Raw genomic sequence first — 12,788 nt, 5'->3', positions numbered from 1 at the left:
GAAAGATTTTCTATAAGAAAAAGAAGAGGCCCAAACGGGCTATTTTTTCCCACGTAGGCGTTTTTTCCACTCTTTTTCGAACTTTTTGCGTTTGAGGAGGGAGAGTTTCTCGATAAAGAGCCTGCCTTCGAGATGATCCATCTCGTGCTGCACAGCGATAGCGAGGAAGTCGTCATCTTCGAGGATGTGTTTTTCTCCGTAGCGGTCCTGATACTCGATGCGCACCGCCTTGTAGCGCTCCACCTCTTCGAAATAGCCCGGGACCGAGAGGCACCCCTCCTGATAGCGGGTCTTCCCTTCGGCATCCAAAATCACCGGGTTGATCACCTCCAGGGTATTCTCTTTGGGCTGCTGGACCCTGGGGTCCTCCGAATCGGTGTCCACGGGGACATTGATGATCAAAGCCCGCACGGGCACAGCCACCTGGATAGCGGCGAGGCCCACCCCGTTTTTGGCGATCATCGTTTCGTACATATCGTCCAGCAGGGTATGAAGCTCCTCGTCGAAACGCTCCACGGGCTGGGAGATCTCTTTGAGCCGTTTGTCGGGATAGACGACGATGTCACGAATCATACTCGATTACTCCACAAAACTTTTTGTCAAAACCTTATCGATGAGGCCATACTCCTGAGCCTCTTCAGCGCTCATAAAGTAGTCCCGCTCGGTATCTTTTTCGATCTTTTTGACGCTCTTGCCGGTCTTCTCGGCCAGGATCTTGTTGAGATAGGTCTTCATCCGCAGGATCTCTTTGGCCTGGATGGCGATATCGGTCGCCTGGCCCTGGGCACCGCCGAGGGGCTGATGGATCATAATGCGGGAGCTGGGCAGGGCGTAGCGCTTGCCTTCGGCTCCGCACGCCAGCAAAAAGGCCCCCATACTCGCCGCCTGGCCGATGCAGATGGTGCTGACATCGGGCTTGATGTAGTTCATCGTATCGTAGATGGAAAAGCCGCTGGTGATCACTCCGCCAGGGGAGTTGATGTAAAAGTAGATGTCTTTGTCGGGATCCTGGGCTTCGAGAAAGAGCAGCTGGGCTACGATGCTCGAAGCCACGGCGTCGTTGACTTCGCCGCTGAGCATAATGATCCGGTCTTTGAGGAGCCGGGAATAGATGTCGTAGCTGCGTTCACCGCGGCCGGTCTGTTCGATGACATAGGGGATATAGCTCATAGAAATACCTTTGATTCAGGAAGATTGAACGATTTGAGAAAGAGGCCGTCGCCCGCGAAGACAGCAACGGCGATTGGAGTGAGAATACTATTTCTTTCCGGCGTTGTCAAGGTCGAGCAGCTTGCCGAAGAGCTTGTCTTCGATCATCCCCATCTTGATGGCGGGGATGAGGTTGTTCTTCTGATAATACTTCAGAAGGGCTTCGGGATCCTGGCCCGCCATCAGCGCTTCGTAGTAGAGCACCTGGCTGACTTCCTGATCGCTCACATCCACATTCTCTTTCTTGGCCAGGGCATCGACGATGAAGGTCGCTTTGACACTGCGGGTCGCGTCGTCACGGACCGACTCGCGCAGCTCTTCGATCTTTTCGGCATTGCCCTGGATCGCTTCGAGCTCCTCTTTGGAGAGGCTCTGGGCCTTCTGGTTGGCCAGGTTGTCGATCTCCTGCTCTACGATGTTCTCGGGCAGATCGAATTCGAACGCCTCTACCAGCGCATCAAGCAGCTTGGGCTTGAGCTCTTCGTTGTAGAGCTTGTTGAGCTTCTCGGTGCGGATCTGCTCAGCCAGCTGCTCTTTGAGGCTCTCGAGAGTCGCATCCTCTTTTTTGGTGATCGCTTTGGCCAGCTCGTCGTCGATCTTGGGCTCGGCTTTCACCTTGATGTCTTTGAGGGTGATTTCGAACTCGGTCTCTTTGCCCGCCAGGTTGGGCGCCTGGTAATCCTCGGGGAAAGTAACCTTGATGCGCTTGGTCTCGCCCTTTTTCATCCCGATCATCTGCTCTTCGAAGCCGGGGATGAACTGTCCCGAACCGATCTGCAGTTCGAAATCCTGGGCGCTTCCCCCCTCGAAAGGCTCTCCGTCAAGATAGCCGGTGAAGTCGAAGACGGCGGTGTCACCCTCCTGCAGGGGGCGGTCCTCTTCCAGGCTGACCAGCGGAGCCACCTGCTCGGCCAGAGTCTTGAGGCGCTCTTCGATCTCCTCTTCGCTCACTTCGGGGACTTCATAGGAGGGAACGAGCTTCTCATACCCTTCCACATCCACCTGGGGACGGAGGCAGATCTGAATCTCCGCCTCGATCTTCTCGTCACCCTTCTCGTATTTTTTGAAGATGGGCTGCCCGATAATCTCGGCAGGCTCGATCCCCGCCTCGGCATAAGCCTGGTTGAGCATATCACGGATCGCTTCACCCTCGGCATCCTCCTGCAGCTTCTCGCCGTACATCTTTTTGACGATGTGCGCGGGGACCTTCCCCTTGCGGAAGCCGTCCACTTTCATCTGCTTGCCGGCCTCCTTGGCCAGTTTGTCCACTTTGGCTTCCACTTCGCTGGTAGGGATCTCCCCCTTGATGAGCACGTTGGCGTTATTGATCTTTTCGGTTTTGATTTCCACGGAATTGGTCCTTTGTCGGTAATAATAAATGGCAACGATTTTACCAAAAAGTAGCTAAAAGCCTCATCTGTGCTACAATCGCTCCAAATTCCACACTCCCGAGGCAGAAAAGATGAGTGACAAGAGCAAGAAGATCGAAGCGGCCGTTCGGACCATTCTGGAGAACCTGGGTGAAGATCCCGATCGTGAGGGGCTGCTCAAAACCCCCCACCGGGTGGCAAAGGCTCTGGAATTCCTCACCGAGGGATACCACAAAGACCCCGAAGAGATTTTGAAAAAGGCCCTCTTCACCAGCAGCAACGACGAGATGGTCCTGGTACGGGATATCGAATTCTACTCCCTGTGTGAGCACCATATGCTCCCCATCATCGGCCGGGCCCACGTCGCCTACATCCCCGACGGCAAAGTCGTCGGCCTCTCCAAGATCCCCAGAGTGGTCAACCTCTTCGCCCGGCGCTTGCAGATCCAGGAGCAGCTGACTGAGCAGATCGCCGACGCCATCAGCGACACCATCCACCCCAAAGGGGTCGCCGTGGTCATCCACGCCCGCCATATGTGTATGGAGATGCGCGGCGTCGAAAAGATCAACTCCACCACCGTCACCTCCGCCCTCAGAGGCCTCTTCAAAAAAGACATCCGTACCCGCAACGAATTCTACGACCTCATCAACGCCAACGTCCCTTCGAATTTCTGAGGGGAGCGTTGAGCGCTGAGCGCTGAGCGTTGAAAAATTGGTCACTAGTCATTAGCCATTGGTCATTGGGCCAGCTGAGATCGTGTTAAGTGCTACGTGCTAAGTGTTACGATTTTTTGACAGTTGCCGACTTCTCACTTATTCGGTTACTCACTGATGTTATGCAAAAGTAATATCATTGGTACAGGAGCAGCGACTTTAGTCGCATAGCTCTAAAGATCATAGGCTAATTTCAGCGACTAAAGTCGCTGCTCCAGCACTCTTGCCGATCAATACCCTTTAATTTCTCCCAATGACAAATGACTAATGACCAATGACATAACATCGGTTACTCGGTTACTCATTCTCCATCTTCCATTTTCAATCTTCCATCTCAGAAGAAAGTCTCTCTTTCTGCTATAATTGTCGAAACCTGACAATATGACTCAGCATTAAGGAGGCCCGAGCCTATGAACGTCTATCTCGACAACAACCGCCTCACCCCCGTCGACCCCCTGGTCAAGGCGGTGATGGAACCATTTTTGGATCAGCCCTACGGCGATCTGGCGGCGCTGCACGATTTCGGCGCATCTACCCGCAAAGCCTACAACGAAGCGGTAGAGAAGTGCTACGCCGGAGTCCACGCCCCCGACAAAGCGACCCTGGTCTTTACTTCCGGCGCCGCAGAAGCCAACAGCACCGTCTTTATGAGCACCTTTTTGCGCTTCATCCTCACCGGGCGCAAGAACAACATTATCCTCTCCGAACGCGAACCCCTGCCTACCTTAGAACTGGCCCGCTTTTTCGAAGAGCAGGGATGCCGGGTCAACTATCTGCCGGTCAACAGCGACGGCGTTATCGATCCTGAAACGCTGACTGATTACATCACCCCCCGCACCGCCCTGGTGAGCGTAAGCATGGTCGATGCCGAAAGCGGCGCCATCAACCCCGTGGAGGAGATCGCCGAGATCTGCCGGAAATACGATGTTCCTTTCCATACCGACGCCACCCAGGCCCTGGGGCGCATCCCCGTCGATTGGGAGCGGATCGAACCCGACTTTTTGAGCTTCTCCTCCGAGACCCTCCACGCCCCCGCCGGGGTGGGCGGCCTCTTCCTCAAAGAGGGAGTCGAGCTCCAGCCCATCATCCCCGGAGGGCGGATGAAAGCCGAGCGCTACCGCAGCGGCCCCTGGAACATCCCCGGCATTATCGGCATGGGCAAGGCGATGGAGATCGCTTCCGATGCCCTGGGCTTTGAGGTGGAGGATATGCGGGACCTGCGAGACAAGCTCGAAGAGGCCCTGCGCGCCCTGCCCGGCGTGGAGATCCTCGTCCCCTGGGCCCTGCGCACCCCGAATACGGTGCTGGCGGCTTTCAAAGGGGTCGAGAGCGAAGCGATGCTCTACGAGCTCAACCGGGAGAAGGTCGCCGCCTACTCGGCGACGGTCCACCCCTTCGGCGACTGGAAAGAGCGGGCCCTGACCGACGCTCTGGGCCTCGATCCGGCGCTGCGCCACTCCACCGTGGGCTTCGCCCTCAACCGCAACACTACTGAAGAGGAGATCGAGCACACCATCGAGACCGTCAAAAAGTCGCTGGAGTATCTGCGCGGATTTTCCACCCTAAACCCTACTGAGGAGCAGAAATGAGCAAGCAGGAAGTCTTGGCCAAGAGCCACTGGGAATCCTACCCCTTCAAGATCGAGATGCTCGCCGAAAAACCAAAAAACAACGGCCGGCTCAGCGAAGAGGATGCCGCCAAACTCCAAGGACGGCTCTTTACCCATACCTTCGGCCGTGTCGAAACCGGAATGCAGCTGCGCTGGTATTGGGTACTCGACGGCGAAGAGCGGATCATCGCCGCCCGCTATGAAATCTTCGGCTCCCCCGAATTGAGAGCCTCCGCCGATATGGCGGCTCTGCTCTGCCGGAACAAAAGCCTCGACGAGGTAGCGAAGATCAATTACAAGTCTCTGGAGTATTTCCTAAGAGACCATCCCTCCAATCCGGCCCTGCCTCCCGAGAAGCAGTACGAGATCCTCTTTGTCCTCGACTCACTCGCTTCGGCGGTAGCCGCCGCCAAAGGCGAAACGCCTGAAGATTCTCCCATCGTCTGTGAATGTGCCGGCGTCACCCAGGCTCAGATCGAAAAGGCAATCCGGGATTTCGATCTCGAGAGTGTCGATGCGATCACCGACTACACCCGTGCCGGGGCCTTCTGCAAAAGCTGCATCGCCCCGGGTAGGGGGATGAGCGACCGAAGCCTCTACCTTGTCGATCTGCTCAAAGAACTCCGCCAAAAGATGGAAGAGGAGAAAAAGGCCTCCGGCAACGCCCTGCCCGACAAACCCTTCAAAGAGATGAGCATCGAAGAGAAGAAAGCCGCCATCAATGCCGTGATCGATGAGCATATCCGGGCGATGCTGGTGATGGACGGAGGCGATATGGAGATCCTGGATGTGAAGGAGAACGGAGAACACACCGATCTCTACATCCGCTATCTGGGAGCCTGCAGCGGCTGCGCAAGTGCGAGCACCGGCACCCTCTTCGCCATTGAAGGGATCCTCAAGCAGAAGCTCGACCCCAACATCCGCGTCCTTCCCCTCTAAGCGGGAAGAGAGGAAAGAGGATTTTGGATGATGGATTTTGGATTTTGAATTGGAAAGATTCGTAGCACTCTGCACATAGTATACTCTCTCAACGCTCAGCTCTCAGTACTCAACGCTCAACATGCCCAATAACCAATAACTTCAACATTGATCTTTGTAAGAACTCAAGAAAGATATGATAAGAAATGATAAAAGTGTTGAAGGAACAGGAGAGAGTTAGAAAATTGTGTTATTTATCGGATTTTTTCAATCCAAAATCAAAAATCCATAATCCAAAATCTTCCAAGATGGCCCGATAGGGCCGCTTGGAATGGGCCTTACTTCCCGGCAGGGGGAGTGGGCTTGGGATAGAAGAGATCGGCGTTGAATTTGTAGGTCCAGGGCAGACCAGCATTCTTCCATCCGTTGACATTGCGGCGATGGGGCTTGGTCTTGCTCATATCACCCTCGACACCGGTGACGACCGTATAGGCTTTTTTGAAGCCGGCTTTGTAGAGCTTGCTTGCCGTCATACCGCTGCGGTCACCGGAGCGGCAGATGACGATAACGGGATCATTGCGTGTCAGTCCTTTGGCCTTGAGCTGCTCATCAAACTCGGCGACCAGGTTGGGGTTTTTCCAGCTGGCGAACTTCTTCTTGCCCTTCTTGGTCGTCACGAACTTGGAGTAGTCGATATATTTGAAGGGAATGTTTTTGTCGATCCCCTTGGCATAACCGACGAAGACCAGCTCCGCAGGCGTGCGGACATCAACAAAGAGGACATGCTTGGGATCCTTCTGGATCATGTCATAGGCCTCTTTGGGGGTCAGGTAGAGCTTCTGGGGGGTCTGCTTGGCTTTTTTGGCAGGCTCTTCCGCTGCATTGGCTGCTGTCACCATCAAGCCGGCAAAACCGAGGGCCATCAGGAATGAGATCAATTTTTTTGTCATTACGACTCCTTTTTAATTTATGGAATTGAATATTATCATATAAGATATTAAAAGATTATTAAATATTTTAATACTTCTTTCCGGCTCCCAATGAGTGAAGCGGGAGCTAATCCTCAGGTAACGTTGCGAAATTTGTCGATCAATAGCTGCAGAGTACTGCGCCCGTTGAAACGGTTTTCGTTGAGGGTATAGACCAGATCGATCCGATCGCCGGTCTCGGGGAGAGCGGAGCACCGGAACTGGATCGCCTCCTGACGAAAGGTTCCGTCACTCAAGAGGACTTTGAAGTGCTGCCCTTCACTGCCCAGGACCCTCAGCGATTCGACCGAAACCCCACGCGTAATGAATTTGGGCCGGGGGTTCCCCTCTCCATAGGGTTCGAAACGCTCCAGGAGCCGGTAGAGTTCCCAGCCGAGCAGATCGAATCCGATCTCCCCCAGGATCTCCGGATCGGCGAAGGATTCCCTGGGACATCGGCTCAGCGCCTCTTCCTGCAAACGCTGCTTCCAATGCCCGAGCTTCTCTTCACTCACCGAAAGCCCGACCGCGGCCGCGTGCCCTCCGAACTTCTCCATCAAAGATCGCTGGGTCGCCAGAAGTTCATAGAGATGGCAGGAGCCGAAACTCCGTCCGCTCCCTTTGTAGGAGGCGCCGGAACGGGTGAGCACCAGCGCCGGAACTTCAAAGCGACGGGCAATCCGCGCGGCGACGATCCCCAACACCCCCTCGTGCCACTCTTCGCCTATAGCGATGGCCAGGGGAGCCTCCGGATCGATCTGAGCCTGCGCCTCCTGAAAGATATTCTCTTCCATCCCTTTGCGCCGTTCGTTGAAGCCCTGAAGGCGCTCCAAAAGTTTATGAGCCTCCTGCGATGTCGGGGCGCAGAGAAAATCACAGGCAATGGAGGCATCCTCCATCCGGCCCGCGCTGTTGATCAGCGGTGCCAGACCGAAAGCGATATCCTCAGCCCTCAAACGCTCCTTGCCGTTGCGTTCCCTCCAGGCGACGATAAAGGGGCTGTGGCTCCGCTCCAGGAGGCGCAACCCCTGATGGACCATCGCCCGGTTGATATGCTGCAGAGGCATAATGTCGGCGATGATCGCCAGGGCCGTCAACTCCAAAAGCGCTTTCATATCGATGCCCGCCCCCAGCCGGCGGTTGAGGGCCGCACAGAGGTACCAGGCGATCTGCGCCCCGCAGACTTCCCGATGAGGGAAGCCGCAATCGGACTGCTTCTGATCGACAATGGCGTAGGCTTGCGGCGGGGTGTCGGGAACGATGTGGTGGTCGGTAATGATCAGATCGATCCCCGCCTCTTTGCAGAGCTTCGCCGCTTCATTCGCGGCGATCCCGTTATCGACGGTGAGAATCAGATCGGCATGCTCCAGGCGGGGAAAGAGGGTGGGCGAGAGCCCGTAGCCGTCCCGAAAACGGTTGGGGATGACCCACTCCAGGGGAACTCCCAACGCCTCGAAGAAACGCCGCATAATCGCCGTAGAGCTCACCCCGTCCACATCGTAATCGCCTACGAGGACGATCTTTTCACCCTTTTCGATCGCCTCGGCGATCCGCTCTACCGCCCGCTCCATATCTTTGAAAGCATAGGGGTCCGGAAGATCTTTTAGCGAAAGGAACGTATCGTCGAAACGCTCTCTCAGCAGCGCTTCGATCTGGGCAAGGGAATGGAGGCGGGGGTAGGGGAAATCCATCAGCTCCGCTGCTTGGAAGCTGCCTCAACAAAGGCGAGGATGGCGGGGTTGGGATGCTGAAGTCTGGAGGTGAACTCGGGGTGGAACTGGACACCGAGGAACCAGGGGTGCTCCCGCACTTCGACCGCTTCGATCAATCCCTGGGATTCACCGGTGACTTCCATCCCGGCCTTTTCCAGCTGCTCCCGATAGAGGGGGTTGGCTTCGTAGCGATGGCGGTGGCGTTCATAGATGGTACTGTTGCCATAGGCCTCCTCCAGCTTGGAGCCGGACTTGACGTCACAGCGGTACTCTCCCAGGCGCATCGTCCCCCCGAGAGGCGAGGTGGTCGTGCGTACCTGGCGGGTACCGCTGGCATCGATGAATTCATCGATGAGGTAGACGATGGGATGTTTGGTGCTCTCGTCGAACTCCAGGGAGTTGGCATCTTCCAGGCCCAGCACATTGCGGGCATATTCGATCATACTCAACTGCATCCCCAGGCAGATCCCCAGGAAGGGGATCTTCTGCTCTCTGGCGTAGCGGATCGCTTCGATCTTCCCTTCGACACCCCGCTGGCCAAACCCTCCGGCGACGAGGATTCCGTCGGCATTCTCCAGGTATTTCTCGGCCCCTTCCTCTTCGATCTTTTCACTGTCGACCCAGTCGATTTTTACCCGGCTGTCGAGATGGGCCCCGGCATGGATCAAGGCTTCGGTGAGGGACTTGTAAGACTCTTTGAGATCGAGATATTTCCCTACAAAGGCAATCCGCACCTCGTCGGAAGGGTTGAGGATATGCTGCACCAGGGAGTTCCACTCATCCATCCGGGGAGTCAGCTCACCCAGCTTCAGCTGCTCGGCAATGGGGGTGAGGATGTCCTGCCGCAGGAAATTGATGGGAACCTGATAGATAGTCGGGGCATCAATCGCTTCGATAACACTGTCGAGATCGACATCGCAGCTGTAGGCGATCTTTTTCTTCAGGTCCGTGGGGACAGGCTGTTCGGCACGCAAAATCAGCATATGGGGGGCAATCCCGATCCGCCGCAGCTCCTGGACGGAGTGTTGGGTCGGTTTGGTCTTGAGCTCACCCGCCGCTTTGATATAGGGCAGGAGGGTCACATGAATATTCATCACATTGCTGCGGCCCAATTCATGCTTCATCTGGCGGAAAGTCTCGAGGAAAGGGAGCCCTTCGATATCTCCGGTGGTACCGCCCAGCTCCACGATGAGGATGTCTTTCCCTTCACCGGCGCGGCGGATACCGTCTTTGATCTCGTCGACGATGTGGGGAACCACCTGGATCGTCTTGCCCAGATACTCCCCTTTGCGCTCTTTTTCGATGACCGACTTGTAAATCTGCCCGGTGGTGAAGTTGTTGGCCCGGGTCAGGGAGGTATCGAGGAAGCGCTCGTAGTGTCCCAGGTCCAGGTCGGTCTCGGCACCGTCTTTCGTGACGAAGACTTCTCCGTGCTCCAGAGGGGACATGGTCCCGGGGTCGACGTTGATGTAGGGGTCGAGTTTGAGCACACCGACACGGAGCCCAGAAGCTTTGAGGAGGGTTCCGATACTGGCCGCGGTAATCCCTTTACCCAGGGAGCTGAGCACACCTCCGGTAATGAAAATATATTTCGTCTCTTGTTGGGGCATAAATCTTTTCCTTCGCTTAGGCAATAATAGGCATGATGATCGTAATGAAATTCTCATCCCGGACCATGAAGGGGAGGGTCGAATCGTTCATTCCGATGGTGAATCGGTCATGATCCACCTGGGCGAGAAAATCGAGAAGATATCGGCTGTTGAGAGAGATTTCGAAGCGATCGGGGATTCCGGTATTGAGTTCGATCTCGGTTTTGGCTTCGACGTTGTCGTCGGAGAGGGCATTGAAGAGAATGGCGTCACTGAGGAAAGTGATCTTGATATCGTTGGCGATGGTGGTCACCAGACGGATCGCTTCGAGCATCTCTTTTTTGGGAAGTTCGATCTGATATTTGAGGCTCCGGGGAATGATCCGCTCATAGTCGGGGAACTTACCGTTGATGAGTCGGGTGAAAAAGAAATAGTCGTCGTTGGTGATGATCAGGGTCGTTTCGTCGTAATGGATTTCAATCTGGTCGAGGAAGAGTTTCTGGATCTCCAAAATCGCTTTTTTGGGGAGGATCAGAGCCAACTCCTCTTCCGAGTTGTTGGGGATGGTGGCAACGGCCAGCCGACGGGTATCGGTCCCCACCAGGTCGGTTTTGTCGTTTTTGATATTGATCAGGGCCCCGTTGAGCTCATATTTGGGGTTGTTGGTATCGATAGCGGGGGTGATTTTTTTGAGATTTCGGATGAGATTCATCGAATCGAGAGAGATTTTGGGTTTGCCGTCGATCTCGGGAAAGGAGGGGAAAGCTTCGGCATCGAAAATGGGGAGTTTGAATTTGGAATGCTGCTGTTTGATCATCAGCGCATTGTCGAGAAGTTCGAGAATGATCTCATCGTCACGGAGAATGCGGATGATATCGAGAAGCTTTTTCCCGTTGGCGGTAAAGGAACCGGGATGGTCGACTTCGAATTCCCGGGTGACGATCTGCAGTCCGATCTCATTGTCGGTTCCCCGGACGATACACCGGTCCGGCCCGGTTTCAAAATAGACATGGGAAGTGATCTGGCTGGCGTCTTTCTTCTCCAGAAAGGGTTGGAGATTGATGAGGATCGATTCGATGACCTGTTTTTGAGCCCTGATTTTCATGCGCTCCCCTTTTATATTTGAATAGAGTCGTAGTAGCAGTCTAAAGGGATGAAAAGGTGAATAACCTTAGCAGGAACCCATTTTTCGGGATCTCCGCTTCCCTCTTTTTTTCGGGACTTATTCCGATCTCTTCACGTGAAAAATTATATCTTTTTTTTATTCAATTTTCTTTGTGACGGTTCCGACCTTATGGGAGAGCTCGTCGAGGAGGACTTTGAAGTTTTCATCACTCTCGGCGATCTCGTTGATCTTGCGTAATGCGTGGCTGACGGCGGAGTGGTCTTTCATCCCGAAATAGAGGGCGATCTGCGGCATGGAGTTGGGGGTGAGGTTCCGGGCGAGGTAGATAACGATGCGTCGTGCATTGACGACGTTTTTGTTCCGTTTTTTGGAGCGGATATCGGAAGGTTTGACATTGAGCTCTTTGGAGACGATCTTGACGATATCGTCGATGCTGATGTTCTCCTGCTTCTCTTTGAGCTGGTCTTTGATGGCGTTGCGGGCGAACTCCAGGGTGATGGGCTGGTTGAGCATGGCGCTCATAGCGTTGAGGCGGATGAGGGTCCCTTCGATCTCCCGGATATTGTCTCCCATATGGGTGGCGATGTAATGGATGATCTCCTGATCCAGGCGGATTCCGTCGAGTTCGCACTTCTTTTGGATGATGGCGATCTTGGTCTCCAGCTCGGGGGGCTGGATGTCCGCCTGGAGCCCCCATTCGAAGCGGGTGCGCAGCCGCTCTTCGAGAAAAGCGATCTTTTTCGGGGGGCGGTCGGAGGTCATGACGATCTGTTTGCCGGCGTTGTGCAGTTCGTTGAAGGTATGGAAGAGCTCGTCCTGGGTCTTCTCTTTGCGGCTGAGGAATTGGATGTCGTCGATCAGGAGCAGGTCGCAGTTGCGGTAGTGTTCCCGGAATTTCTCCATCGTCTGGGATTGGAGGTGGGAGAGGAACTTGTTGAGAAAGTGCTCGAGAGTCGTGTAGATGACCTGATCGCCCTGTTGGAGCCGGTAGTTGCCGATGGCTTGGAGCAAGTGGGTCTTACCCAGGCCGACCCCTCCGTAGATAAAGAGGGGGTTGTAGAGTTTCCCGGGTTTTTCCGCCACGCTCAGTGCCGTGGTATAGGCGAATTGGTTGGAACTGCCGACGATGAAGCTCTCGAAGGTGAAAGAGGGGTTGAGCAGGGCGGTTGCGGTGCTTTTGTTCTCCGGGGATTTCCTGGGGGTGGCTTTGGGGGCCCGGCTTGTGCCTCCTACCTGGATCTCGATTTCGGGGCGGATGCCGCTTTCGATCTCGAAGAGGTGGGCCAGGGTATTGAGGTAGTTGCTGCGGATCCAGCGGGCGGCGAAGATATTGGGAGCCCGGAAGACTACACGGTCGACGCGGGAAGCCTCGTCATCGTAATGGAGATGGCGCAGATAGCGTTCATACTCTTCGGGAGGGATTTCCTTGCGGAGTTTTTGGATGATCTTTTCACCGAGATTCATAGAGGGCTTTTTCTCCTTGGGACACGGGGTGTGTAGAATAGTGAATAGTTGACAATGTTCAGATGTGAATATGTGAATAACTGAGGCGATTCTACCCAAGATGGGTTAAA

The 12,788-nt window shown here is 54.9% G+C and carries 11 protein-coding genes; 3 read left to right on the top strand and 8 right to left on the bottom strand.

Features of this window, described 5'->3' with window-relative positions; genetic code table 11:
- Positions 1–39: 39 nt before the first annotated feature.
- The 3 genes from def to tig form a co-directional block, all read right to left on the bottom strand.
- Positions 40–573 (bottom strand): peptide deformylase, encoded by a 534-nt coding sequence (def, locus tag NITSA_RS00055; protein WP_013552982.1) that lies wholly within the window; start codon positions 571–573, stop codon positions 40–42.
- 6 nt (positions 574–579) lie between these two features.
- Positions 580–1,170 carry an ATP-dependent Clp endopeptidase proteolytic subunit ClpP gene (gene clpP / locus NITSA_RS00050; RefSeq protein WP_013552981.1) on the bottom strand — a complete coding sequence of 197 codons (591 nt, stop codon included), beginning with the start codon at positions 1,168–1,170 and terminating at the stop codon, positions 580–582.
- Between the two features lie 87 nt (positions 1,171–1,257).
- Complete coding sequence (tig, locus tag NITSA_RS00045; protein ID WP_013552980.1) at positions 1,258–2,559, bottom strand: trigger factor; 1,302 nt, start codon at positions 2,557–2,559, stop codon at positions 1,258–1,260.
- 112 nt (positions 2,560–2,671) lie between these two features.
- On the opposite strand from tig, the gene folE reads away from it, so the two are divergent.
- The 3 genes from folE (at position 2,672) to NITSA_RS00030 (ending at position 5,840) form a co-directional block, all read left to right on the top strand.
- Positions 2,672–3,253, top strand: a complete 582-nt coding sequence (folE, locus tag NITSA_RS00040; protein WP_013552979.1) for a GTP cyclohydrolase I FolE — start codon at positions 2,672–2,674, stop codon at positions 3,251–3,253.
- Between the two features lie 449 nt (positions 3,254–3,702).
- A complete protein-coding gene (locus NITSA_RS00035) occupies positions 3,703–4,881 on the top strand; it encodes a cysteine desulfurase family protein (protein ID WP_013552978.1) in 1,179 nt (392 codons plus the stop codon).
- Positions 4,878–5,840 (top strand): NifU family protein, encoded by a 963-nt coding sequence (locus NITSA_RS00030; protein WP_013552977.1) that lies wholly within the window; start codon positions 4,878–4,880, stop codon positions 5,838–5,840. Before NITSA_RS00035 ends, NITSA_RS00030 begins: the two co-directional genes overlap by 4 nt.
- Positions 5,841–6,157: 317 nt before the next feature.
- On the opposite strand, the gene NITSA_RS00025 is transcribed toward NITSA_RS00030, so the two are convergent.
- The 5 genes from NITSA_RS00025 to dnaA all read right to left on the bottom strand — a co-directional run bounded on the left by NITSA_RS00025 (position 6,158) and on the right by dnaA (position 12,678).
- The gene (locus tag NITSA_RS00025; RefSeq protein ID WP_013552976.1) at positions 6,158–6,769 is read right to left on the bottom strand and encodes a rhodanese-like domain-containing protein; all 612 of its coding nucleotides are present in this window, start codon (positions 6,767–6,769) and stop codon (positions 6,158–6,160) included.
- 113 nt (positions 6,770–6,882) lie between these two features.
- Entirely contained in the window at positions 6,883–8,478 is a 1,596-nt protein-coding gene (gene recJ / locus NITSA_RS00020; protein ID WP_013552975.1) for a single-stranded-DNA-specific exonuclease RecJ, read from the bottom strand.
- Positions 8,478–10,109, bottom strand: coding sequence for a CTP synthase (locus NITSA_RS00015; RefSeq protein WP_013552974.1), 1,632 nt, complete (start codon positions 10,107–10,109; stop codon positions 8,478–8,480). The genes recJ and NITSA_RS00015 overlap by 1 nt, the downstream gene beginning before the upstream one ends.
- Before the next feature lie 16 nt (positions 10,110–10,125).
- Positions 10,126–11,193 (bottom strand): DNA polymerase III subunit beta, encoded by a 1,068-nt coding sequence (gene dnaN / locus NITSA_RS00010; protein WP_013552973.1) that lies wholly within the window; start codon positions 11,191–11,193, stop codon positions 10,126–10,128.
- 156 nt (positions 11,194–11,349) lie between these two features.
- Positions 11,350–12,678, bottom strand: coding sequence for a chromosomal replication initiator protein DnaA (gene dnaA, locus NITSA_RS00005; protein WP_013552972.1), 1,329 nt, complete (start codon positions 12,676–12,678; stop codon positions 11,350–11,352).
- Positions 12,679–12,788: the final 110 nt, after the last annotated feature.

The sequence above is a fragment of the Nitratifractor salsuginis DSM 16511 genome, assembly GCF_000186245.1.
GTDB lineage: Bacteria > Campylobacterota > Campylobacteria > Campylobacterales > Sulfurovaceae > Nitratifractor > Nitratifractor salsuginis.
Note: the sequence above shows the minus strand (reverse complement) of the source record. Positions and strands in the feature narration are given on the sequence as shown.

Coding starts and splice junctions, on each gene's coding strand:
- NITSA_RS00035 (WP_013552978.1), top strand. CDS start 3,703: ATGAACGTCTATCTCGACAACAACCGCCTCACCCCCGTCGACCCCCTG.
- recJ (WP_013552975.1), bottom strand. CDS start 8,478: ATGGATTTCCCCTACCCCCGCCTCCATTCCCTTGCCCAGATCGAAGCG.
- dnaN (WP_013552973.1), bottom strand. CDS start 11,193: ATGAAAATCAGGGCTCAAAAACAGGTCATCGAATCGATCCTCATCAAT.
- folE (WP_013552979.1), top strand. CDS start 2,672: ATGAGTGACAAGAGCAAGAAGATCGAAGCGGCCGTTCGGACCATTCTG.
- def (WP_013552982.1), bottom strand. CDS start 573: ATGATTCGTGACATCGTCGTCTATCCCGACAAACGGCTCAAAGAGATC.
- NITSA_RS00030 (WP_013552977.1), top strand. CDS start 4,878: ATGAGCAAGCAGGAAGTCTTGGCCAAGAGCCACTGGGAATCCTACCCC.
- dnaA (WP_013552972.1), bottom strand. CDS start 12,678: ATGAATCTCGGTGAAAAGATCATCCAAAAACTCCGCAAGGAAATCCCT.
- NITSA_RS00015 (WP_013552974.1), bottom strand. CDS start 10,109: ATGCCCCAACAAGAGACGAAATATATTTTCATTACCGGAGGTGTGCTC.
- clpP (WP_013552981.1), bottom strand. CDS start 1,170: ATGAGCTATATCCCCTATGTCATCGAACAGACCGGCCGCGGTGAACGC.
- NITSA_RS00025 (WP_013552976.1), bottom strand. CDS start 6,769: ATGACAAAAAAATTGATCTCATTCCTGATGGCCCTCGGTTTTGCCGGC.